General features: G+C 62.9%; 22 protein-coding genes. 14 read left to right on the top strand and 8 right to left on the bottom strand.

Translation table 11 applies throughout. From position 1 onward, the window contains the following. Positions 1-113: 113 nt before the first annotated feature. Positions 114-899: a DNA cytosine methyltransferase gene (locus ACWGPT_RS09460; protein ID WP_452605342.1), complete on the top strand. Its 786-nt coding sequence runs from the start codon at positions 114-116 to the stop codon at positions 897-899. 23 nt (positions 900-922) lie between these two features. On the opposite strand, the gene ACWGPT_RS09455 is transcribed toward ACWGPT_RS09460, so the two are convergent. Beyond that, positions 923-1,666 carry a hypothetical protein gene (locus tag ACWGPT_RS09455; protein WP_452605326.1) on the bottom strand — a complete coding sequence of 248 codons (744 nt, stop codon included), beginning with the start codon at positions 1,664-1,666 and terminating at the stop codon, positions 923-925. A 446-nt stretch (positions 1,667-2,112) separates the two neighbouring features. On the opposite strand from ACWGPT_RS09455, the gene ACWGPT_RS09450 reads away from it, so the two are divergent. The 7 genes from ACWGPT_RS09450 (at position 2,113) to ACWGPT_RS09420 (ending at position 9,348) form a co-directional block, all read left to right on the top strand. Continuing rightward, positions 2,113-2,532: a hypothetical protein gene (locus ACWGPT_RS09450; protein WP_452605325.1), complete on the top strand. Its 420-nt coding sequence runs from the start codon at positions 2,113-2,115 to the stop codon at positions 2,530-2,532. Between the two features lie 180 nt (positions 2,533-2,712). Further along, positions 2,713-2,913, top strand: coding sequence for a hypothetical protein (locus ACWGPT_RS09445; protein ID WP_452605324.1), 201 nt, complete (start codon positions 2,713-2,715; stop codon positions 2,911-2,913). Between the two features lie 97 nt (positions 2,914-3,010). Next, the gene (locus ACWGPT_RS09440) at positions 3,011-3,916 is read left to right on the top strand and encodes a hypothetical protein (protein ID WP_452605323.1); all 906 of its coding nucleotides are present in this window, start codon (positions 3,011-3,013) and stop codon (positions 3,914-3,916) included. Positions 3,917-4,026: 110 nt separating this feature from the next. Beyond that, the gene (locus tag ACWGPT_RS09435) at positions 4,027-4,437 is read left to right on the top strand and encodes a hypothetical protein (protein ID WP_452605322.1); all 411 of its coding nucleotides are present in this window, start codon (positions 4,027-4,029) and stop codon (positions 4,435-4,437) included. 19 nt (positions 4,438-4,456) lie between these two features. Then, positions 4,457-6,643 carry a hypothetical protein gene (locus ACWGPT_RS09430; protein ID WP_452605321.1) on the top strand — a complete coding sequence of 729 codons (2,187 nt, stop codon included), beginning with the start codon at positions 4,457-4,459 and terminating at the stop codon, positions 6,641-6,643. 12 nt (positions 6,644-6,655) lie between these two features. Continuing rightward, positions 6,656-7,828, top strand: coding sequence for an ATP-binding protein (locus ACWGPT_RS09425; protein WP_452605320.1), 1,173 nt, complete (start codon positions 6,656-6,658; stop codon positions 7,826-7,828). Further along, positions 7,828-9,348, top strand: a complete 1,521-nt coding sequence (locus ACWGPT_RS09420) for a TniQ family protein (protein WP_452605319.1) — start codon at positions 7,828-7,830, stop codon at positions 9,346-9,348. The genes ACWGPT_RS09425 and ACWGPT_RS09420 overlap by 1 nt, the downstream gene beginning before the upstream one ends. Positions 9,349-9,555: 207 nt before the next feature. On the opposite strand, the gene ntrC is transcribed toward ACWGPT_RS09420, so the two are convergent. The 3 genes from ntrC to dusB are packed head-to-tail and all read right to left on the bottom strand — an operon-like array spanning position 9,556 to position 13,147. Then, positions 9,556-11,007, bottom strand: a complete 1,452-nt coding sequence (gene ntrC / locus ACWGPT_RS09415; protein ID WP_452605318.1) for a nitrogen regulation protein NR(I) — start codon at positions 11,005-11,007, stop codon at positions 9,556-9,558. Continuing rightward, a complete protein-coding gene (locus ACWGPT_RS09410) occupies positions 11,004-12,152 on the bottom strand; it encodes a two-component system sensor histidine kinase NtrB (protein ID WP_452605317.1) in 1,149 nt (382 codons plus the stop codon). The genes ntrC and ACWGPT_RS09410 overlap by 4 nt, the downstream gene beginning before the upstream one ends. After that, positions 12,149-13,147, bottom strand: coding sequence for a tRNA dihydrouridine synthase DusB (gene dusB, locus ACWGPT_RS09405; RefSeq protein WP_452605316.1), 999 nt, complete (start codon positions 13,145-13,147; stop codon positions 12,149-12,151). The genes ACWGPT_RS09410 and dusB overlap by 4 nt, the downstream gene beginning before the upstream one ends. A 178-nt stretch (positions 13,148-13,325) precedes the next feature. Between dusB and ACWGPT_RS09400 the strand changes: the two genes are divergently transcribed. Continuing rightward, positions 13,326-14,513: a bifunctional 2-C-methyl-D-erythritol 4-phosphate cytidylyltransferase/2-C-methyl-D-erythritol 2,4-cyclodiphosphate synthase gene (locus tag ACWGPT_RS09400; protein WP_452605315.1), complete on the top strand. Its 1,188-nt coding sequence runs from the start codon at positions 13,326-13,328 to the stop codon at positions 14,511-14,513. After that, positions 14,510-15,010 carry a CinA family protein gene (locus tag ACWGPT_RS09395; protein ID WP_452605314.1) on the top strand — a complete coding sequence of 167 codons (501 nt, stop codon included), beginning with the start codon at positions 14,510-14,512 and terminating at the stop codon, positions 15,008-15,010. Before ACWGPT_RS09400 ends, ACWGPT_RS09395 begins: the two co-directional genes overlap by 4 nt. Before the next feature lie 51 nt (positions 15,011-15,061). On the opposite strand, the gene ACWGPT_RS09390 is transcribed toward ACWGPT_RS09395, so the two are convergent. Next, a complete protein-coding gene (locus ACWGPT_RS09390; protein WP_452605313.1) occupies positions 15,062-15,229 on the bottom strand; it encodes a TetR/AcrR family transcriptional regulator in 168 nt (55 codons plus the stop codon). A 29-nt stretch (positions 15,230-15,258) separates the two neighbouring features. On the opposite strand from ACWGPT_RS09390, the gene ACWGPT_RS09385 reads away from it, so the two are divergent. Next, on the top strand, positions 15,259-16,404 hold the full coding sequence (locus ACWGPT_RS09385; protein WP_452605312.1) for an FAD-dependent monooxygenase: 1,146 nt from the start codon (positions 15,259-15,261) through the stop codon (positions 16,402-16,404). 84 nt (positions 16,405-16,488) lie between these two features. On the opposite strand, the gene ACWGPT_RS09380 is transcribed toward ACWGPT_RS09385, so the two are convergent. Beyond that, complete coding sequence (locus tag ACWGPT_RS09380; RefSeq protein ID WP_452605311.1) at positions 16,489-17,004, bottom strand: hypothetical protein; 516 nt, start codon at positions 17,002-17,004, stop codon at positions 16,489-16,491. A gap of 8 nt (positions 17,005-17,012) precedes the next feature. Further along, complete coding sequence (locus ACWGPT_RS09375; RefSeq protein WP_452605310.1) at positions 17,013-17,450, bottom strand: hypothetical protein; 438 nt, start codon at positions 17,448-17,450, stop codon at positions 17,013-17,015. Between the two features lie 495 nt (positions 17,451-17,945). On the opposite strand from ACWGPT_RS09375, the gene ACWGPT_RS09370 reads away from it, so the two are divergent. Further along, positions 17,946-18,872, top strand: a complete 927-nt coding sequence (locus ACWGPT_RS09370; protein WP_452605309.1) for a manganese catalase family protein — start codon at positions 17,946-17,948, stop codon at positions 18,870-18,872. Positions 18,873-19,063: 191 nt separating this feature from the next. After that, positions 19,064-19,936 carry a class I SAM-dependent methyltransferase gene (locus tag ACWGPT_RS09365; RefSeq protein ID WP_452605308.1) on the top strand — a complete coding sequence of 291 codons (873 nt, stop codon included), beginning with the start codon at positions 19,064-19,066 and terminating at the stop codon, positions 19,934-19,936. 196 nt (positions 19,937-20,132) lie between these two features. Here the strand turns inward: ACWGPT_RS09365 and ACWGPT_RS09360 are convergent, their stop codons facing one another. Then, on the bottom strand, positions 20,133-20,486 hold the full coding sequence (locus ACWGPT_RS09360) for a winged helix-turn-helix transcriptional regulator (protein WP_452605307.1): 354 nt from the start codon (positions 20,484-20,486) through the stop codon (positions 20,133-20,135). Between the two features lie 116 nt (positions 20,487-20,602). Here ACWGPT_RS09360 and ACWGPT_RS09355 point away from each other — a divergent pair, with 116 nt between their 5' ends. After that, on the top strand, positions 20,603-21,040 hold the full coding sequence (locus tag ACWGPT_RS09355; RefSeq protein WP_452605306.1) for an ester cyclase: 438 nt from the start codon (positions 20,603-20,605) through the stop codon (positions 21,038-21,040). Positions 21,041-21,094: the final 54 nt, after the last annotated feature.

Raw genomic sequence — 21,094 nt, 5'->3', positions numbered from 1 at the left:
CCCCGGCCAGCGCCGGGCAGGCCAAGCGCTGATCGTCTGTAGGAGGGGTCAATATTGGACGCCGATAAGGGGTCAATATTCCGCGCCGATTGACAATCGGGGACGAGAAGTTGGTGAAGCTGTTCGGAGACAAGGGGTATGACCTCGCCTGGCATACCGTCGACGTCTCAAGCTACGGCGTCGCCCAGTCACGGAACCGTGTTGTGATGATCGGTGCGAGGGACGGCCTCCTGAAGGGCTTCTCTACGCCGGTCATCGCTCCTCCGGAGCGACGTACACTCGCTCAAGCTGCAGGCCATCTTGTCGACCGCTATATCCAGTACGCAGACATTGCCTCGGAGCGAAGGGAGATGGAAAGGACGGCGGTGGAACAGTGGCGGGTTCGCTGGGACAGCGAGCTTGCTCCCGAATTTCCAAACCGTAGGGAGTCTCGGGCCATCCAAAGATGGAGAAGGCTGGGAATCGACATCCAAGACTACCACAATTCACAACCTCATCGGGCAGCTCTCGTCACTGGCTTTAAACTCAACAACGCTCTCCTGAAGGCCATTCAGTCCTTTCCACGGAGCTGGCAAGTGGAAGGGCCGTCAAGCTCCAACGCCAAGCTCCTTGAAAGTTCATTTCCGCCCTTAGCTGCGAGGATGCTCGGCTTGGCTCTTCATTCCGCTTTGACTGGTCTCGATTTCGACTATCGACGCGCGGCGTCGAAACCATTGGAGAATCAGAGGCCCCGCACCTCTCACGAATTCGAGATCGGCTGTTCGACGTATGCTCCGCCGCTGGGGTCACAATTCCTGGCGAATCCCCAAAACGTGATCATCGACCAGGAAAATAAAAGGCGCGAAGAACGCGAACCCATTCGCCGAACGGCCGGAAGGGGTGTCAAAGACATCGCATAGTGTTCGGCTACAGAGTAGCCTGATCAGCGGTGATTCCTGGAGGCCAACATCAACGCGAACCTTCCTCCGTCGGACGTCGGGTCGAGCATGTCGTCCATTAGATAGGACAGGGTTCGGATGAGCTTGTCGCTGTCGTTGTAACTCGTTCCTTTGTGGACTACTACGCCGTCGATCAGCAGCGCTGCCGTTTCCAGTTGGAAGATGATCTCCGCCCGATGCCCCTCAAATTCGAAGCTGTAGACTTCGACCCATTCTTCTGGGCGCGACACATCAACAGTCTCGACGCCCCTCTTCCGGAGCTCAGGCTCCAGGTATCGCCAGAGTTGGCCGAAGTCTCCGAGGGAAACGATCTTTGGCAGATCGAATCTCTCCGGGACCAGAGGGTGCTCCCTAAGATAACCTGCCGCAATATCGAAGACAGCGTCCAGTGGACCGCCTTTGACCCATCTTGAAAGGGCCGTGCCTTCAAGATCCATCATCTCGTTCACATAGTGAATCCATCCATTGGTGCCGACTGAAATCACTTCGGGCACATCGATACCCAACCTCACGTTTTGCCACGACAGTTCCTTCTCTGGTGTCAGCCTTGCCGGCGGGAAGGTAAAGCTCAGCATCGACCTCCAAAGAATGCCGTTCTCGTCCCTGCGGTCGAAGAACAGGCAGATGTCGTCGTCGTGCCCCTTTCCAAGCGTGTGCCGCAGACCCAGTTCTTTCGTAACCGGCCCAAGCCGTTCCTTGATGTGCAATAGGCATTTCTTCAGGTACATCCGGCTTCTCCTTCACAATCAAGGAAGCCTCAGGCCGCGCCACGCCTGGAACAACAGCCGGCTGAGGGACACGCGATTTATCGGAACAGGAGTCCTGGTTTGTCGGGAGCGGCGACGGCGCCGCGTTAACCATGCTTAAGATTTTATTAAAGCTCTAATTGACGCCGCAGCATTTCGGCGTCGGAATGCGCCTCGCTCAATGGGAAGAATTCCATGCGAACAGCGCTCATATCCAGCTCTGCTAGAGCCAAGGCCTGAGGATCATCAAGCGACGGGCGCCTGACCAGGACTGCGAATCCTTGACCTCCCGCCTCCCGGATTCACATCGAACATAACCGGAACAACTGCTTCCGCGGATGAGAGTCGAGCAAACCTCGATACGTCCGCAGGTTGTCTTTTGCTAGTTGACCGAGTTCCCAGTTGCATTCCACGATAGGCGCGTTCCGATGGATCAGCAGGAGTACGACATGCAGTTCCGCACACAAGACCTTGGCTTCCACCCCTCCGTGACGGAGTGGGTTGCGGCGCGCTTTGGCGAAACATGCAGCGGCACCATGGTGCTGATGCTCCTGGCTGTCTGTCGGCTGGCAGGTCGGTTGGAACAGGACTGGCGTGCGCCGTACCTGGAACTCGTCGAGAACATCGTGAAGATCTCAGCAGTTACCAAGCAAGTGCAGCAGGTCCCAAGCTTCAAGACTTTTCTCGATCTCTTCGATGAGTACTGGTCCGAAGATCACATCCGCGAACTCCACTACCGCGGAGATGAACCCGTCAGCGATCTGGCGATAGGCCGGATCCTGAGCTCGTTTACGCCTCATGACGAGGCGTCGGCGTCAGTCGGAACCGGGGTGACCGGCGCCGAATAGCGTCTCACGAGGCCTCACCAACAAGCAACTCTAACGACAGGAGGACCTGCGTCGCCGCAGATCGAGGACCCGTGCGCGCAATCCGGCCGGTTCCGGATCCGACCGCACTATGATCGCCAAGACCCCAGCGTCGAGGCCTGCCGAGAAGCTCACAACAACCGTCCGCAAGAGGAGAACCCAGTGCGCGACATCTTTGACGCCATCTACAGCAGCCGCCATTCCGGACCTTCAGATCTCAACAGCGGCCTCTCCCGCTACGATGATCAGGTTGCCTCCTACGAGCGCTACATGCGCTCCATCGAACCGGCGGCCCATCCCAAGAAACGCGTGCGCCACGGCGCACGCGGGGCCTGGGTTCGCTCAGGCCGCCGCGACCTTTAGCGGATCCTATGCGAGGGGTGCACGTCCGTCCGCCCCTCGCAGGATCCCAAGGCTCCGGCAACACCTCGCCCTTCAAGAAACCAAAAGGAGAACTGCCATGTCGCAGATCGAGCCCGCACGCCCACAATTCCGGTCAGCCAAACTCCTGGCGACGACCTTCCTCAACATCATCCGCTTCTGCAAGGAGACCCTTATGGGAAAGACGAAGCTTGCCGCCGTCCGCGTCAAGATGAACCGCGCCGGTGTAACTCCGGACCGCACCATCCCCACAGCGACCACCTACCTGAACCCCGACCTTTTCCACATCGGAAGCAAGGTTGTGCCGCAGGACGGCTCATGGACAGGCGAGGTATGGGTTCCGACAGGCGAGTCCACCGGCCTCCGGCAGCCGGACAGCAAGAACGTCGTTTCGTTCCGGGGCGCCGTTCAGCACCACGCGGACAACCGCAAGATCGTCTTCGAAAGCGCACTCGAGGCACGTGTCGCCAAGATCCTGCTGGCTCGCCGCGACATTGTCGAGGTCCGCGACCAGTGGCCCGATGTGCATCACGTGGACTGTGGCCGTATCGCAAGCCACACCTTCGACTTCTGGGCGCGTTTCGCCGACGGTCGTCGCGTCGCGATCGCCGTCAAACCGACAAGTCGGGTCCGCTCTTCAGGCGTTCTACGGACCCTAAAGCTGATCAGCGAACAGGGAAACGGGAATTTCGCGGATCAGGTGGCATTGATCACCGACGCCTATGCCACCCACGACGCGGCCCATGAAGCAGGCTGGAAGCTCCATTCCCGCCGAATGCGCAACGAGGACGCCTACGAAGAGGCCTTCTCCCTTGTCTCCAGCATCAAGGGCTCCGTTCGGTTCCACGACCTGCTCGACGGAGCCGCAGAACCTGCCGCCCGCCGCATCGCGATTTGGAACCTGATCGACGAGGGCCACCTCGTCGTCCTCCACCCAGGCCGCATCAACGACCTCACGTGGCTGCGCCGCCCCAGCCAGAACTAAGGACACCTGCCGTGACCAAGCCGCTCCCGCTGTCCGCCTTCGCTCTCGCACGTGCCAGAGCCTCGGCGCCCGCCGCCCCGCCCCTACACGATGTCAAAGGACGCACCGACATGACGATCAAGCCCTCGATCACCCCCTCCTCCGACGAGACCTTCTCAGTGTCGCAATTCGTCCATGCAGCCGGCTGCATCGCTTTGGTGGAGCGTTCGCGGCGCCTCAACTGCGCCGTTAAGGTCAAGCCGGGCGCCCGCCGCCGCGGTCTCGAGCTCGCCGACCTCTGCCGCATCTTCCTGCACCTGGAACAAGGGAAGAAGGACGGCCGCGGGCTTCCTTCAAGCCGTAGCGGGAGCGAGTTCGAGATCCTGCTCAAGCAGGTTGAGGGCGTCGTTCGCCTCTATCCCTCGCAAGCAGGCAAGCGCCCCGTGCCGGGGCCGCGCCTCATGCGCCGCGCGCTGCGTACCTACGAGCGTGCCGCCAAGGACGCCGCCGCTCTTCTCAACTTCATGTCCGAAATCCGTTGATCTGAAAGGAACAGCACCGATGAACACGCTTACCGCTGCCAACGGTCGTTTCGCCCGTCATATCCCGTACTACTCCATCGCGATGACAGCCCGTGTCACCATCGACGGTAAGAACCACTACCGCCCCGTCATGACGACCGAAATTGGACACACGCTTGTCCCCGACGGCCGCAACGGCCCACGGGAGTTCTTCTCCCATCCCGACCTCTACGACCTCATGTCCGCCCATCGTCTGGAAATCGACCAGGACTACTATCGCGAAGGCAAGGCCAAGAGCCGCGTGCACTATGCAGAGGCGCGCGTGGTCGACCTTCCGGAAGACGCGATGGTTCGAGTTTTGGGGTACAAGGAATTTCTTGATGCCTATCTCCGCCGCAAGGCTGCCGCCTCGAAGGGGCGTAAAGCGCGTCGCATCTCTCTGAGCGACACATGCCTGGACTGGCTGCTGCCCGCGATCGAGGAGGAGATCCGAGGGAAACAACGGGGCGGTTCGGTCAAGAAGACTGCGAACCGTCCTTCGAACCGCCAATTCCGCCGCCTGCTGAAACGGTATGTTGAAGGCGGATATGACGCGATGTCGCTCGTGAAGCGATGCGCCGGCTCGAAGCCGCGCATCTCCTTCCACGCAGCGGAGGACGTCGCCATCTGGGACGAGCATGCGCGCAAGTACGCCGACCCCCGGAAGCCCACGATGTCCAGTCTCCTCCGCGAGCTTATCGCGGACTTGTCAATCCGCAACGAGGAGCGGGCCAGGCAGGGACTCCGCCTGCATTCCGTCCCCAGCCGCAAAGTCTTCGAGCGGCTCGTAAAGAGCCTGAACGCCTTCTGGGTTTGCGCGCAGCGCGAAGGCGAGGAAGCGGCGCGCCGAATTTTCCAGATCACGTTTGAGGGTCTCGACGTGGAACGTCCGGGCGAAATCGTCCAGATGGACGAATGGACGGTAGACCTCATCACGTGGCTCGGCTGGTTCCGGCTGCTGGACACCCTGAACGAAGACGAGATGAAGGCCATCAAGAAGGTGCGCCTAAAGGTCATCGTTGCGATCGACGCCGCCACCCGCTGCATCTTGGCGATGCGCTTCGTACAGGCGGCGGCCACGGAACTTGCAGCCATCGAGACGGTGGAGATGATGGTTACCGACAAGTCCCGCCTCGCCCTCACCTGCGGCGCGGCGTCGCTCTGGCCGTACCATCTCACACCGGAGTGCATCGTCACTGATAACGGCGGCCCGTTCGTAGGCCTGATGTATCGCGCGGTGCTTACATCGCTCGGATGCAACTACATGTATCCGCCTGCAGGGGTCCCGCAGATGCGCGGCGCGATCGAATCCGTGTTCCGCACCTTCGGTCTGCAATTCATGCACTACTTCGAGGGCCGCACCTTCGGCGATATTTTTGAGCGCGGCGACTATCCGTCGGAGAAGCGGGTTTCGCTTTCAATCGACCAGCTCAATCAGGTTCTCGTCCAGGCGGTCGTCGACATCTACCACCATCAGCCCCATGACGGACTGGGAGGGGAAACGCCGCACCAGGCATGGATGCGTCTCTCCCGCCAGTACGGCGTCATGCCCCCGCCCCCGCGGTCCGTCCGCCGCCACGTTTTCGGCACCACGGTCGAGCGCACCATCACCGATCGCGGCGTCGTCTTCTGGGGCATCCATTACCAGTCAAGGGAACTGCAGGAGATCCGCCTGCAGAGCAAGCGCACCGTGCTCGTACGCGTCGACCGTTTCTCCTTGGACACCGTCAGCGTATGGACCGGCACCGGATGGCTCACCGTGAAGGCGCAGGAAGCAATTCCGGAAGATCTTTCGATCTGGGAGTGGATCGACGCCCGCCGCGAGATCACTTCGGAGAATGCCCTTAGCACCGAGCGCAACCTCTCGACAATGCTCTCAGCAGTTAACCGCCTGCGCATGACAGGCGATGCAGCATCGGCACGCGCCAACCTCGGTACTCAGCCGATCGATGCGGAAAAGCTCAACAAGCTTCAGATGCAGTACTTCGACGGAATGACGCTCCGCGACGATCTCGAGGATCGTGATCCGGTTCTCGTACCGCTCGTGTTCGCCCAGGACCCGCTGCATCACGGCATCGCAGGCGTCGACGACGACCTCGTCTACCTCGAGGCGAACAAACAGGTGGTCACGGTCGCGGCCGAGCCCGTCCCCGTCGCCATCAAGCCCGCAGACGACATCAGCTTCTAGGGAGGACCGCGCATGACACGCAGCCACAGCACTACGCACCAGTCCACCTCGACCAACAAGGGGCAGCAGATGATCCAGTCCACCAAGATCGTCACCACCTGCGACACCGATGGAGCCAATGAACAGGAGGCCGAAAGTGCGGCCTCCCGCCTCGCCGCCATGCTGGATCCCAAGGCGCGGCAGCGCGCCTACCGGCGTGGCAAGCTCGAAGAGATGTACGTGACCTCCCACCTCAATGCAAAGGTGGAGCTGGCCGTCTGCGATATCATCGAGAACGTCGCGGCGTCCGCCGAAGGCAGCGCTCGGAAGCGCCGGGCGCTGGTGATCATCGGGGAGTCGGGCTCAGGGAAGAGCACGGTGCTGGGACATGCGCTTCTAAACCGGCCCGAACTCCAGCCCTATATCAACGAGCATGGCGTCATGGTGCGCCCGCTGATCTATTTCGATGCCCCGAAGCCCCTGTCCTTGAAGCTGTTCGCGCGGAAGATCATCGAAGCGGCCGGTCATCCGTTCGACACATCGAGGCTCCGCGAGTACGATCTATTCGAACTCGCCAAGACCGTGCTGCGAGAGCGCCAGGTACTTATGGTGGTGATCGACGAGGCCCAACATCTTCTGAAGGGCAATGACAAGCAGACGATCCAGAACCTTGCCGACACGGTGAAGAGCCTGCTGCAGATCGAAGGATGGCCGCTCCACCTCGTGCTGGCCGGCGTGCCCACCCTGGCAAAATTTCTCGAGTACGAGCCGCAGCTCCGCAACCGGAGCATCGTGGTGGAACTGGAGACCCTCTCCTGTCCTGCAGACCAGGAACGCGTCCGCACCATCATCAAGGGCGTCGTCGAGAAGCACGCAGAGATGATCGCCGATAGCGCGGTTCTGTCCGACGAATTCGTACACCGGCTCGTCCAGGCGGCTGGCGGCGGCTTCGGAACGACCATCGAGCTCATCCGGTCGGCCTGCGAGATGGCGATCCGCGAAGACAGGGATGTCGTTGATCGCGGCGACTTCGCGCAGGCTTTCAGTCTCATGTCGGGCTGCCGCGCGGAGCACAATATCTTCCTCGTGGAGGACTGGAAGATCCTGTCCTCTTTCACATCAGTGGCAGAAATCTCGGAACGACAGGAGGTTGCCGATCTGCGGATGGATGCCCGGCATCTTAATCGCAAGAAAGGAGGCCTCTGATGCTTATCGAAGTCGACCTGCACCCTGGCGAGAACATCCTGTCCTACTGCTCTCGGCTGGCGGCGGCGAACGGTGTCGGCACTCTTTCGTCGATGCTTGTTCAGATGGGCACAACGCTGAACCCTTTATGGATCGGGGCGCCGCGAGCGATCCAGTCCATCGTCGATCACAGCACCCACCCCGAAGGTGAAATCCGCGATGCGTGTTTCAAGCCGCTCGGGCGGAGCCGCTATATCGTTCGCGGACACAACGTCGAGCGCCGGCACATCAGGAAAGGGACTGTGCGTTACTGTGCCGCCTGCCTCCTGGACGATCTCGAATGCGGAAGCGGAACCAAGAAAACCCGTCCGTACGCGCGCCTCTCATGGCTCTTTGAAGATTTTGAAACATGCCGCGTCCATGGGACGGTGTTCGCTGAACGCAGCCACGGCGGCCCGCTCCGACACGACTTCTACAATCTGGTCTCCCGAGACTTGTCGCTGGTTCGATTCGATGCTGAGCGCGCGGGAGTCAGGGAGGTGCAGCCCGCCGATCGCTACTTCGCGGGGCGTCTGGACGGAGTCACCGACGCTAGCCAATTTCTTGACGGCCTGCCCTACCACGTCGCCAAGATCGGCTGCGAATTGATCGGTCTCCTCTCATCAAAGGGAGCCAAGGCCCGACTCACAGGCTTCTCGGGCGCTGATCTCCGTGACCTCCGACGCCGCGGCTTCGACATCCTTGCAGACGGGGAAGCAGGCTTAGAAAAGTTCCTACTCGAACGCATCCGAGCATTGCCAATCGGGTACGGTCCGCAGCAGGGTTCTCGTATCTTTGGAGACCTTTATCGTTACCTTGAAAATCATCTCGACGAGTATCACCGTCCGTTCGTTGAAGCGGTGCGACGGGTAGTGATCGGTGAACTACCATATGGTCCACAAGATCCCTTCTTGGGAAGGGTTTCGGAGCAGCAGGTTCAGACGCTCGCGACCATCGCAACAAGATTTGGACTGTCGAAACCGTCAGTGGCTCGCATCCTTGAAGAACAAGGACTGATGCCGGCGGATTCGAAAGCCGACGCACGGAGCCTGAAGTTTCGAACAGCCGACCTTCCGATTGAGAGGCTCGATGAAGAAGGCGTAGGTCCTGCATTCAACCTGGTATTGGATCTGTACAACCTTCGCACCTTCGTCGGGACCAGTCTCTTCGACGAACGCTGGCCCTACGCCATCCCTCGCAGCCCCCACCGCAGAAACTACCGCCGTAGACGTGTCACCATCTCTGGTACCGAGGCAACGCTGGCGCTACTCACCTCGAGAGCCGGAAGTCCTTCGGCACGCGACATGAAGATGATCGGCGAGGCGGCCCGGTTCGCTGGCTGCACCGTCAACGAGGTCCTTGATCTCCTGGCGCGAGGTGCCCTGGAGCAGGTCGAATACCGTCCTGACCTGAAGTTCCTGGGGATCAGGGTGTCGATCTCGGAGGTGCGCCATGCACTAGACCGGGGAGAGGGAACGGAGGGAGAGCCTCCTGAGCCCTAGGAACTGACCAAATTGGCTTCAAGAAACCCGCCTTTAAGGCGGGTTTTTTGTGCCTTCTTTGAATGAGACTTCGAGATTTGGGCCATCGCTTCAGGGACAATGCCTTCACCACGAGGGACACTGAAGACCTTCCGCCTTAGTGAATTCAACCACTTACGACTAGGAAGTTACAGATTTAGGGACATTGTTATCGAGCCGAAGCAGGCGTCATGCACTGCGGGCGCTGCGGTAGACCGATACGCCGAGTTCGCGGATCTTCTTGCGCAGCGTGTTCCGGTTGAGGCCGAGGAGATCGGCGGCCTTGATCTGGTTGCCGCGCGTGGCCGTCAGCGCCGCGAGGATCAGCGGATATTCCATCTCCCGCAGGACGCGCTCGTAGAGGCCGGGCGGCGGCAGGCTGTCGCCGAAGCCGGCGAAATAGGCCCGCATGTTTTCCTCCACCGCCTGCGATATGGTCAGCGCCTCTCCGCGCGGCGTCAGCTTCTCTATCGGGCTGTCGGGCGCATCCGACCGGAGTTCCGATTCGATGATCTCGCGGGTGATGACGTCCTGCGGATAGAGCGCCATCAGCCGGCGCATCAGGTTTTCCAGCTCGCGGACGTTGCCCGGCCAGGCATAGGCCTTCATGGCGTCGAGCGCCTCGGTATCGAAGCGCTTGGCGTCGAGCCCTTCCTTCTCGCCCATCTGCATGAAGTGGCGGACGAGGTCGGCAATATCCTCCGCACGGTCGCGCAGCGGCGGCAGGCGCAGCGGCACGACGTTGAGCCGGTAGTAGAGGTCCTCCCGGAAGAGGCCCTGGTTGATGAGCTGCTTCAAGTCCTTGTTGGTGGCCGCGACGATGCGGACGTCGGTGCGGATCGGGGTGCGGCCGCCGACGGTCGTGTATTCGCCCTGCTGCAGGACGCGGAGAAGACGGGTCTGTGCGTCCATCGGCATGTCGCCGATCTCGTCGAGGAAGAGCGTGCCGCCTTCGGCCTGCTCGAAGCGTCCGGTGGAGCGGGCCTGGGCGCCGGTGAAGGCACCCTTCTCGTGGCCGAAGAGTTCCGATTCGATGAGGTCGCGCGGGATGGCCGCCATGTTGATCGCGACGAAGGGGCCGTTGCGGCGCTTGCCGTAGTCGTGCAGCGCGCGGGCGACGAGTTCCTTGCCGGTGCCCGATTCGCCGGTGATCATCAGCGTCAGATCCGTCTGCATGAGACGGGCGAGAACGCGGTAGATCTCCTGCATGGCGGCGGAGCGGCCGACGAGCGGCATGCCGTCCTGGGTATCGTCCTCGAGACGCGCGGGCTTCTTCTTCGGCTCGGCGAGCGCGCGGCCGATGATGGCGATCAGCTCCGTCAGATCGAAGGGCTTGGGCAGGTAGTCATAGGCCCCCTTCTCGGAGGCCTTGATGGCCGTCATGAACGTGTTCTGCGCGCTCATGACCAGCACCGGGAGGTCGGGCCGCGCCTTCTTGATGCGGGGAAGGAGATCGAAGGCGTTCTCGTCCGGCATGACGACGTCCGTGACCACCAGATCGCCCTCGCCCGCCGAGACCCAGCGCCAGAGGGTCGCCGCATTGGAGGTGATGCGGACATCGTAGCCCGCACGCGTCAGCGCCTGATTGAGAACAGTGCGGATAGCCGCATCGTCGTCGGCGACTAGGATCGTGGCAGTCATTTCGCTTTTCCTGTCGTTTTGTGGGCAGCACCCTGATCCGGCACACTCTCCTCCTTGTGCATCGGCATCAGGACACGGAAGACGGTCCGGCGGTTCTGGCTGTCGCATTCGACGATGCCGCCATGGGCGCCGATAATCTTGGCAACCAGCGCAAGACCCAGGCCGGAGCCGTTGGTCTTGGTGGTGATGAAGGGATCAAAGAGGTTGGGCAGCAGGTCGGCGGGAACGCCGGGCCCGTTGTCGATCACGCAGAATTCCAGCGGCAGCGAGATCTTTTCCCGCGACCCCGCCACCGAAAGCCGGATGCCCGGACGATAGGCCGTGGTCAGCATGATCTCACCGTCCGGCTGGTCGCCGATCGCCTCGGCGGCGTTCTTCACCAGGTTGAGGAAGACCTGCACCAGCTGGTCGCGATTGGCGTGGACCGGCGGCAGCGAGGGGTCGTAGTTCTCGGCAAACCTGATGTGACGCCCGAAGCCTGCCTTGGCGATCGCCTTCACGTGGTCGAGCACCGAGTGGATGTTGATCGGCTGGCGGTCGACGGGCCGCTCGTCGGAGAAGACCTCCATGCGGTCGACGAGCGAGACGATCCGGTCGGTCTCGTCGCAGATCAGCCTCGTCAGCGCCCGGTCGTCGCTCTCCACCGAGGTCTCGAGAAGCTGGGCCGCGCCACGGATGCCGGACAGCGGGTTCTTGATCTCGTGCGCCAGCATCGAGGCGAGCCCCGTCACCGACCGGGCCGCGGCGCGATGGGTGAGCTGCCGGTCGATCTTGTCGGCCATCGAGCGTTCCTGGAAGACGACGACGACGGAGCCGGGCTCGCTGACGACCGGCGCCACGTAGAGGTCCACCAGCTTGTCCTGGCCGAGACGGGGCGAGGAAAGGTCGACGCGATACTCGTTGACGGGCGCCTTGCGCTCCCGGACCTGGTCGATCAGCGCCAGAAGCGGGCTGCCGAAGGGTATGAGGGTCGCGATATCGTGACGCGCCAGCTGCGAGGCGCTGGCGCCGAAGAAGGATTCGGCCTCCCAGTTCGCGAATGCGACATGGCCGGCAGGATCGACGAGGATCACCGGGTTCTGGACGGAATTGAGGACGGCCAGCGCCAGGGCATTGTCCCCGGACGCGCTCTTGTGCGTACTCATGCGGCCTCCCTCGCACCCGGCCCTGCCGCAACGCGCAGCGCCTGCATCATTTTCTGCATGACATCCTCTGGATCGGTGGATCGGAAGATTGCAGCCTTTTCCTCGACCGGGAGCGATGGCGCCAACCGGTCCAGATACCAGCCGAGATGCTTGCGGGCGTGCCGCAGACCCGGCTCTCGGCCGTAGAATCCGAGCATTGCCTCATAGTGTTCCGCGACGATCTCCATCTGCTCCCGCCGCGACGGAACCGGATGGCCAGCGAGCGCGCCCGCATGCCAGGGCCGTCCCTGCGCGCCCCGCCCGATCATGACGGCGCCGGCGCCGGACAGTTCGAGGATGCGGTCGGCATCCTCGGTGGACTGGACGTCGCCATTGGCGATCAGCGGTACGGAAATCGCCTCGCGGACGGCGCGAATGGCCTTCCAGTCCGCCCTGCCCTCGTAGAACTGCATGCGGGTGCGGCCGTGGATCGTCACCAGGGTGACGCCGGCCTGCTCGGCCTGGCGGGCGATCTGCGGCGCGTTGATCGAGTTCTCGTCCCAGCCGAGCCGCATCTTCAGGGTGACGGGCACATCCACCGCCCCGACCGTCGCCTCGATGAGCGAAAGCGCGAGTTCGGGATCGCGCATCAGAGCGGAGCCGGAATAGCCGCCGGTGACCTTCTTGGCGGGACAACCCATGTTGATGTCGATGATGTCGGCGCCGTTGGCGGCGGCAATGCGGGCGGCCTCAGCCATCCACCGGGGCTCGCGCCCGGCGAGCTGGACCATGTGCGGCCCGAGCCCGGACTTCTTCAGTCGCGCCCAGGATTCTCCCCGCGACATGACGAGTTCTCGGCTGGCGATCATCTCGGTGACGACAAGGCCCGCGCCCCAGCGCCAGGCTATTTCGCGGAACGGCAGATCCGTCACCCCGGACATCGGCGCCAGGACGACGCGATTCCTGATCGCGACCGTTCCGATGCTGAAGGGTGAGGCTAAATGCGAAATAGGCAAATGGTAATCTTTCGGGCACGCGAGAGCTGTGCCCTATTTTTAGCCATTCTATCTGCGGTCCACAAGGGCAATCATGCGGAAAGAAGATGAGGCGCGTCGCGGCTGGCAAAACGCCTTGTGAGTCTATAGTCATCGAGTGTCAACCGAATGTGTCAGCATAGCGTGAGCCGCACCCAACATGAATATCGGGATCGTCATCGTCGCAGCCGGGCGCGGGGAACGCGCGGGAACGGCAGAGGGACCGAAGCAGTACCGGAAGATCGGCGGCCGCGCGGTCATCGCGCATACGCTTGAGGCCTTTCTCGGCTGGCCGAAATCCGGGCCGATCGTCGTCGTGATTCACCCAGACGACCGCACCCTCTTCGACGAGGCCGTTCGCGACCTTGCGGGCATGGATCGGGTGAGAACCGTGGCGGGCGGGGCAACGCGCCAGCAGTCGGTACTGGCCGGCCTCAGGGCGATCCAGGCGCTTTCGGCGACGCATGCGATGATCCATGACGGCGCGCGCCCCTTCGTCGACCATGCGCTCCTCGACCGGATCGCGGCCGAACTGGAAGCCGGCAAGGACGCCGTCCTGCCCGCCCTTCCCGTGACGGACACGCTGAAGCGCGGCGCGGGTGGCCATGTCGTCGCGACGGTATCGAGAGAGGGGCTCTACGCGGCCCAGACGCCGCAGAGCTTCCGGCTGGCGACGGTGCTTGCGGCACATGAGAGAGCAGCCGCGGAGGATTGCAGCGACTTCACGGATGACTGCGCGATCGCCGAATGGGCCGGGGTGCCCGTGGCGATCGTCGAAGGCTCCCCTGACAATGTGAAACTGACGGTAAGACGGGATATCATCATGGCGGACGAGAGACTGTCGGCAACGACGCTTCCAGACGTACGGACCGGCAACGGCTACGACGTGCACCAGTTGGAGCCGGGCGACGGCGTGACGCTGTGCGGCGTCCTCATTCCCCACGACCAGAGACTGAAGGGACATTCCGACGCCGATGTCGGCCTTCATGCGCTCACCGATGCGCTGCTGGCGACCTGCGGCGCGGGCGACATCGGGGACCATTTCCCACCCTCCGATCCGCAGTGGAAGGGCGCGCCGTCGAAAATCTTCCTGGCCCGTGCTGCCGAAATCGTTCGCGAGAACGGCGGCACGATCATGAATGCGGACGTCTCGCTGATCGCCGAGGCCCCGAAGATCGGACCTTATCGGCAGGTCATGCGCGAGACGATGGCCGCCATACTGGGGATCGCCACCGAACGCTGCTCCGTCAAGGCGACCACCAACGAGCAGATCGGGTTCATCGGACGGCGCGAGGGGATCGCAGCCATCGCCACCGCAACGGTGGTCTATTCCGGTCGCCAGCCATGACTCTCTTCCCGGCGGAGATCGAGGGGGCCGCAGGCCGCATCATAGCGCTCTACGGCGCCCGCCGGTGGATGATCTCGACGGCCGAATCGTGCACGGGCGGGCTGATTGCCGGGGCGCTTACGGAAATTTCCGGATCGTCCGCCGTCGTCGACCGCGGCTTCGTCACCTATACGAACGAGGCGAAGGCGGACCTGCTCGGCGTGCAGCAGGAGACGCTCGACACCTTCGGCGCGGTATCGCGACAGGTCGCCCTGCAGATGGCGCATGGGGCTCTCTACCGCTCCCGGGCGAGCGCCTCCGTCGCGGTGACCGGCATTGCCGGCCCGACGGGAGGTTCGCCGGAAAAGCCGGTCGGCCTCGTGCATCTGGCGGTGCAGACGCGCGCCGGGCTCCTCCTCCACCGGGAGATGCGCTACGGAGCGATCGGACGCGCCGAGGTGCGTCTCGCAACCGTCCAGACGGCGCTTGAGATGCTGATCGAGGCGGTCGCGGAATAGCGGCAGGTCGCCTCGCCGCCGATCCGCGCCCTCCCCAGCCCCGGCCGGCTTCTACCGCAAGGTTCCCACGATATAGCGCTGCAGCGTTTCTACGATGACGGAAACAAGCGTTTCGCGATCGATATCGGCGGCCGGAAACCCGATGCCGTAGCGCGCATAGGGGAGGCCGAGGATCTCGGTCGCCACGAGATAGGCGCGTCGGCGCGATCGGGGTACCATTCGTTCACAACCGATGGAGGGAAAGCTCAATGAGCAACTTTTCTACCATGGTGCTGATCGTCGGCGCGGGGCCGACGGGACTTGCGACCGCGATCGGCCTCGCGCAGCAAAAGATCGACTTCATCATCATCGACGCGCTCAAGGAGGCGCAGAACACGTCCCGCGCGGCCGTCGTCCACGCGGCGACGCTGGACAGCCTGGACGCGCTCGGCGTCGCCCAGACGATGATCGCACAGGGGTTGAAGGTGCCGCGCTTCAGGGTCCGGGAGAAAGACCGCGTTCTCCTCCATGTGGATTTCGGGGTTATGGAGAGCGCCCACCCCTATGCGCTGATGATCCCGCAGGACGAGACGGAAGCGATCCTTGTCGAGCGGCTCCGCACGCTGGGCCATACGGTCTCCCGGCCGCGGACGTTCACCGGCCTCGAAAGGCGCGGTTCGTCATTTCATGTTGAAGTGGATGGAGAAGCGGGGCGCGAGGTCATCGAGGCGAGATACGTCGTCGGCGCCGACGGCACGCACAGCGCGGTTCGCGACAGCGCGGCCATCGGCTTTCCAGGAAAGACCTACGGATCGTTTCTTCTCGCCGATGTGCGAATGGACTGGCCGACGGGCGGCAACGAGGTGGCGCTGTTCTTCTCGCAAGCGGGAATGCTCGTGGTCGCGCCGATGTCGGGGGGACGGTTCCGCATCGTTGCGCAGGATCCGCATCCGCCGCGCGTTCCCGACGTCGCGGATGTCCAGACGGCGCTCGAAAGCCGCGGTCCAGGCCCGGGGGCGCGCGTCCGCGAGGTTCTCTGGGGCTCGCGCTTCCAGGTCCATCACCGGTTGGCCGACCGCTTCTACCGGGACGGCGTGCTGCTGGTGGGGGATGCCGCCCATGTGCACAGTCCGGCGGGCGGACAGGGAATGAACCTCGGCCTTCGCGACGCGGTCCTGTTGTCGCGAGCGCTTGCCGACGCCATACGCAGCGGGAGCGATGTCCGGCTTGCCGAATACGATGTTACGAGGAGAGCCGCAGCGGAGAGGGTGCTCGAGCGTACCGACCGTCTCACGCGCCTTGCGACCATGACGCCGGCGGTTTCGCGCTGGGGCCGAAACCAGATGATCCGCCTTGCGGGCGCGCTGCCCTTCGTGCGGCGATCTCTTGCCGAGGCGCTGGCCGGATATTCCTGAGGGGAGATGCGGAGAGGATAAACCCCGGGCATGCAGCGAGGATGCCCGGGGTTTCTGTGTCGCCCGTTTCGGGCAGCGCTGAGGTCAGGCCTCGGTCCGTGCAGCCTCTACGAGCTTCTTGACGTCGCCCAGGCCGCCCATCTTCGCCTTCCAGGTCAGGAGCGGAGCGTAGAAACGCAGATATGCGAACATCAGCGCGATCGAGATATAGAAGCACATGACTCCCATATACGTCGGGTTGAACAGGCGGTCGTAGCGGCCGTTGAGGATGATGGCGTTGTACCATACGACGCCGGAGATCGGCATGGCGATCAGCAGGCCGAGCGGCACGAAACGGTTGAAGATCAGCATCAGGCCGCAGACGATCTCGAGCGTCTTGACGATATCGAACAGGCCGACCTCGATCATGGTGACGAGCATCTGGGAAGACAGCGGCGTGTTACCGACCGGCTGCGGGAAGATGGGCGGCAGGCCCGCCTGCGTCAGCCAGTAGGACGTACCCGAGACCAGCATCCAGCCGCCGAGGTAGAGACGTCCGAGCGAAAGCAGGATCTTGACGATGGTTCCGAGGCTCCACTCGTAGGTGATTTCCTTAGACATGACTTCCGTTACTCCTGCGAGATGTAGCGCTTGATGCTGTCGATGCGGCCACCGCGCGGGCCGACGTGGTAGATGTCGACGACGGTCTGTTCGGTTCCGGCCTGGGTCAGCTTCTGGACCGCGACGACGGTGCGTCCGTCGCCGATGAGCGGCTGCAGCAGTTCGGAAGTCACCTGTGCGCCATCGACGAATTCGGGGAAGAGGGTCTTGTCGAACTCGGCGTTGGGAGCAATGTATTCGTCGGCGGCAAAACCGCCCTTGCCGTTAACGTAGACTTCCTCGCGGAAGTCGCTGAGCATCTGCTTGGGCATCTTGTCGAGGGCCGGTCCCCATTGCCAGCCGGGCGCAACGTGAAGCTGGTAGTAGATGTTGGCGAGGAACAGGGCGGCAATGATGAGCGAAGCGACATAAAGCGTTCGCTCCGATATGCGGTGTGACCTGGACAAGTCTTACTCCTTGATAATCCTGGTACGTGTGTGACGGTGCTATTTGCCGTGGTATTGCCACGATTACGGCAGCGCTCTATCCAAAACGTGGCAGTTTCGCAACTTCAGTACGTTCGAATAAACTGTGATTTGGATCATTTACCCCTATTTTTTTGCAGGTAAAATCATCCAAGGCTTGAGACGGATCCTCTGCTGCATAACGCATCACGCCGCCTCCGGCGCGTGGGTAAAGCGGCGCTCGCGGCAAGTATAACGTTCATCTTTTCTACGCCATCTTCCTGTAAACGTTGAAACTTTCGTGTGCCTCCCGCGCCAGGCGGCATCGACCGAAGGCGGACGGGCGATCGCCATGTCGCAGGCCCTCCTGCGACCGGGGCGGCACAGGGCCGGGCCTGCCGGGCCGGAAGGAGGTTGAGACGCTTTGCCGCTCCCCTCAGGAACCCCGTGGCCTCAACCTTGTTGGAGTTTTCGTTACCCCAACCAAGGAGCTACCCGATGTTCATGCGCGTTGATCAACTGCAGGCTGAACTGCCGCCGCCGAAGGCCGCGGACCCGAATGCCGCCGCCGCACTCCAGGAACTGCTCGGGGGCAAGTACGGGGAGATGTCGACCCTCGGCAATTACATGTTCCAGAGCTTCAACTTCCGCTCCAAATCGAAGCTGAGGCCGTTCTACAGCCTCGTCGCCAGCATCACCGCCGAGGAACTGGGCCATGTGGAACTGGTCAGCAACGGCGTCGCCATGCTCAACAACGGGCCGGACATTCCGGGCGGCGACGAAGGCGACGGCGGAGACATCTCGGGCGCGCCCTTCGAGGACATGAAGGACATCCGGCTTGCGGCGAGCTTCCTGTCGGGCGGCGGAGGCGCCATGCCGATCAACAGCAACGGCCAGTCCTGGAACAACGACTTCATCACCACGACCGGGAACGTCGTCCTCGACCTCCTGCACAACTTCCATCTCGAATGCGGCGCGCGGCTTCACAAGCTCAGGGTCTACGAGACCGTCAGCGATCCGACGGGTCGGGAGGTCTGCGGCTATCTCCTGGTTCGCGGGTCGGTACACGCCCATGCCTATGCGCTGGCGCTGAAGAAGATCACCGGGGTGGAAATCGAGAAATTCCTCCCCTGCCCCAATATCCCGCTCGGCAACATTCCCGAGTGCCAGAAATACCTCGACGAGGGGTCGCATCGCCGGCTCTATACCTGGAGCCCGAAGGACTACAAGGAGATCGCCTCGATCTGGAGCAATGACGAGGTCGCCCTTCCGACCGACCCGCCGGGGGAATTGGAAGTCATCGACGGCATGCCTGACGGCGGCAAGATCCAGCAGCTCACCGGCGTGCCCTCCGCCTTCACGCCGGACTATGCGCCGGAGGAAATGTTCGAGATCGCCGAGAAGCTCTACAAGAAGTCCAGGTAGCCGACCTGTCGAGTGTCGTCCCCGGGTGTCCGTACCGCCTCGGGGCGGCACCTAGCCGGCACATGCGCGCAAAGCCGCGCGACGAGATGTGCCTCGCGCGGGGCTTCAATTCCCGCAAGATCCTACAAGATTGCCGGTCGCCCGCCCGCCTAACGTCCACTCCCCTGTCCCGGCAACGAGGAGTGCCTGTAGTGAACGAACCGTCCGCGACCCGCCACCAAGCCGCCGGCTCCGGCCCCCTCACGGCGGCACCGCCGGCGGCAAACAACCCGTTCATGACGCGCGAATTCGCCCGCGTCTACGAGCGGACGGGGAGCCGTATCACCGGCCCGATTGCCTTCGAGGCCCTGCGGCGCGTCGGTCCGGTGGGGCCTGGGGTCCGCGTGCTCGACATCGCGGCCGGCGCCGGCGCGCTCGGCATTCCCGCAGCCTTCAGCGGCGCGACGGTTCTCGCCATCGATATCGCGCCGGGCATGGTCGATCTCCTCGCCGAGCGCCTCGCGCCCTTCCCGGACGCCAAGGCACGCGTGATGAACGGCGAGGATCTCGAGATCGTCGACGACAGCTTCGACATCGCCTGCTCGATCATGGGGACCAGCCTTTTCTCCGACTGGCGAAAGGGCCTGCGGGAAATGGCGCGCGTGCTTCGCGACGGCGGCAGGGGCTGCGTCGCCACCTGGAAAACGCCCCCGGGCGGCGGCCCGTTCATGATCATGGCGCAGGCCCTGCGGGAGGTGTTTCCCGACCGGAAACCCCCGCCACCTCCGGAAGGGTTTGCCGCCCTGAGCGACCCGGCGAGGCTGGACGCGGAGATGATGGCGGCCGGCTTCAGCCATGTGGAGACGGTCGAGATCGAGGCCATCTGGAAAGGACCCGCGGGCGATGCCTACCTCGACGAACTGCAGGCGCTACACGGCTACATGCCGCCCTATGCCGCACTCGACAGGGACGATCGCCTCAGGGTCGACGCGGCCATACGCCGGATCGTCGAGGCACGCGCGGTCGACGGCGGGATAAGGCTCGCGTCAGCCGTGCTGATCGCCGTGGGCAGGAAATCCCGGTGAGCCGGGTGACTGCTTCTTTCCACCATTGCGAAGATGGACCGGATCGTGGTTCTGGACGGCGGACGTATCGTCGAAGAAGGCACGCTTGACGAGCTCGTGTCGTCCGGCGGATTGCTTGCCCGCCTCGGTCTCGGCAGACCGGCGGTTTCCTGCCCGAAAAGGAATAAGCGACCGCCCATCCCCCAAGCGGTCTCTTTCACACCTCCTGCCCCCCTTCCCGCTGCAGCATTTCCGTTACCTCCGCGCGGTTCCGGTTGCCCCAGGTGCAAAGCGGCACGAGGGCTTCGACGAGCGTTTCGCCGAACGGGGTGAGCGCGTAGTCGACGACCGGGGGGATGCGGTTGTGGTCGCGGCGGACGAGAACGTTCATGGCGACCAGCTCGCGCAACTGCTGGACCAGCACTTTTTCGCTGATGCCGCCGACGCGTCTCTTCACCTCGGAAAAGCGGGTCGGCCCGCCCCGGACATGATAGAGGATCAGGGGCTTCCACTTGCCGCCCACCACCGCCAGCGCAACGTCGAGCCCGCACTGCGTCACCGTGTTTTCCATCGGAACCTCACACTTACCTTTTAGTACGTTCTACCCAAAAGACAAGTGCGGGTCTATATCCTTCATTGCCGCCCGATGACCGGGCGGGCACGGAAACATCCGACCAGGAGCGCCCCATGAATGACGATGTCCAGGCCATCAAGGACCTCTATCTTGCAGCGGAAGGCGACGGGCTGGACGCGGCCAGGTTCCGGTCCGGTTTTTCCGAAGACGGCTATGCGCGGGATATCCCGACCGGCATCGAGTTTCGCGGAGAGGATATCGCAAGGCTCGCAACCGGCATGGCGCAGGCCTTCCCGGACGTTCACCGCGAGCTCTTCAGCATCTACCGGATGGAGGATGTCGTCGTCGTAGAACTCGCCATTCGCGGCACCCATAAGGGCGTTCTGGCGACGCGCGAGGGAGACATTCCTCCCACGGGAAGAACCATCGACGTGCCTTGCTGCGACGTCTTTCACCTGAGGGACGGAAAGGTAATCTCCTTCCACTGCTACAATGCCGCCTCGATCATGCGGCACCAACTGGGTCTCGACGGCAGCTCGCCGGCTTCCTGACAGGGTTTTGCCGTGGCGCCGCCGCGGCGCGACATGCCATCAACAACAATCGAC

It is taken from the genome of Pseudorhizobium sp. NPDC055634 (assembly GCF_053618655.1).
This window is presented reverse-complemented; position numbering and strand designations above follow the sequence as displayed.

What these genes read in the sequence shown, in the direction of transcription:
- ACWGPT_RS09455 (WP_452605326.1), bottom strand. Translation starts at nt 1,666, where the DNA reads ATGTACCTGAAGAAATGCCTATTGCACATCAAGGAACGGCTTGGGCCG.
- ACWGPT_RS09450 (WP_452605325.1), top strand. Translation starts at nt 2,113, where the DNA reads ATGGATCAGCAGGAGTACGACATGCAGTTCCGCACACAAGACCTTGGC.
- ACWGPT_RS09440 (WP_452605323.1), top strand. Translation starts at nt 3,011, where the DNA reads ATGTCGCAGATCGAGCCCGCACGCCCACAATTCCGGTCAGCCAAACTC.
- ACWGPT_RS09435 (WP_452605322.1), top strand. Translation starts at nt 4,027, where the DNA reads ATGACGATCAAGCCCTCGATCACCCCCTCCTCCGACGAGACCTTCTCA.
- ACWGPT_RS09430 (WP_452605321.1), top strand. Translation starts at nt 4,457, where the DNA reads ATGAACACGCTTACCGCTGCCAACGGTCGTTTCGCCCGTCATATCCCG.
- ACWGPT_RS09425 (WP_452605320.1), top strand. Translation starts at nt 6,656, where the DNA reads ATGACACGCAGCCACAGCACTACGCACCAGTCCACCTCGACCAACAAG.
- ACWGPT_RS09420 (WP_452605319.1), top strand. Translation starts at nt 7,828, where the DNA reads ATGCTTATCGAAGTCGACCTGCACCCTGGCGAGAACATCCTGTCCTAC.
- ntrC (WP_452605318.1), bottom strand. Translation starts at nt 11,007, where the DNA reads ATGACTGCCACGATCCTAGTCGCCGACGACGATGCGGCTATCCGCACT.
- ACWGPT_RS09410 (WP_452605317.1), bottom strand. Translation starts at nt 12,152, where the DNA reads ATGAGTACGCACAAGAGCGCGTCCGGGGACAATGCCCTGGCGCTGGCC.
- ACWGPT_RS09400 (WP_452605315.1), top strand. Translation starts at nt 13,326, where the DNA reads ATGAATATCGGGATCGTCATCGTCGCAGCCGGGCGCGGGGAACGCGCG.
- ACWGPT_RS09395 (WP_452605314.1), top strand. Translation starts at nt 14,510, where the DNA reads ATGACTCTCTTCCCGGCGGAGATCGAGGGGGCCGCAGGCCGCATCATA.
- ACWGPT_RS09390 (WP_452605313.1), bottom strand. Translation starts at nt 15,229, where the DNA reads ATGGTACCCCGATCGCGCCGACGCGCCTATCTCGTGGCGACCGAGATC.
- ACWGPT_RS09385 (WP_452605312.1), top strand. Translation starts at nt 15,259, where the DNA reads ATGAGCAACTTTTCTACCATGGTGCTGATCGTCGGCGCGGGGCCGACG.
- ACWGPT_RS09380 (WP_452605311.1), bottom strand. Translation starts at nt 17,004, where the DNA reads ATGTCTAAGGAAATCACCTACGAGTGGAGCCTCGGAACCATCGTCAAG.
- ACWGPT_RS09370 (WP_452605309.1), top strand. Translation starts at nt 17,946, where the DNA reads ATGTTCATGCGCGTTGATCAACTGCAGGCTGAACTGCCGCCGCCGAAG.
- ACWGPT_RS09360 (WP_452605307.1), bottom strand. Translation starts at nt 20,486, where the DNA reads ATGGAAAACACGGTGACGCAGTGCGGGCTCGACGTTGCGCTGGCGGTG.
- ACWGPT_RS09355 (WP_452605306.1), top strand. Translation starts at nt 20,603, where the DNA reads ATGAATGACGATGTCCAGGCCATCAAGGACCTCTATCTTGCAGCGGAA.